We start from the raw sequence: 539 nt of genomic DNA, 5'->3' as shown, positions 1-539 counted from the left end.
TCTCTTCCGATGCCCAGCAGACGCAAAATCCGCCGCCAGAAAAGAAACAGTCCGGCACAGACAGAGCCAAGTTGAATGACGATCTCGAATGTCTTCCATTTCTCTTCCGTTGCGCCCAATAATTCTGCCGTCAGAATCATATGACCGGTAGACGATACCGGCAAGAATTCGGTAAGGCCTTCTACGATACCGAGAATAATCGCAATGATATATTGTTCCATATTATCCTCCAAACCCACCTCCAATTTTTAAGCAGCCTGTTCACCAGAGAATATTATATAATTAGACCGATAAGGTCACCACCTTTTTTTGAAAAATAAGCGTTTTTATAGAAGTCGAAACTAGGCATATAAGGGGAGTTACGGAATGAAATACATAACAAATCGGTCAACAGACCCACGTTACAATCTGGCGCTTGAGGAATATGCGGTGAAATATTAAACCAGGTTATCTGACATACAAAGAAGCTATCCCCGCCAGGCCAGGATAGCTTCTTTAGTTATAGTGTAGGAAAGCATATGTTGCTTTACAGTGATAAA

General features: G+C 42.1%; 1 protein-coding gene. It reads right to left on the bottom strand.

The window, feature by feature from the left end; genetic code table 11:
- Nucleotides 1-221 (bottom strand): undecaprenyl-diphosphate phosphatase (locus B2899_RS18205; protein ID WP_286887606.1); only part of this gene is annotated, 221 nt, incomplete at its 3' end.
- Nucleotides 222-539: the final 318 nt, after the last annotated feature.

The organism is Aneurinibacillus sp. UBA3580, assembly GCF_002375825.1.
GTDB classification, from domain to species: Bacteria; Bacillota; Bacilli; order Aneurinibacillales; family Aneurinibacillaceae; genus Aneurinibacillus; species Aneurinibacillus danicus.
This window is presented reverse-complemented; position numbering and strand designations above follow the sequence as displayed.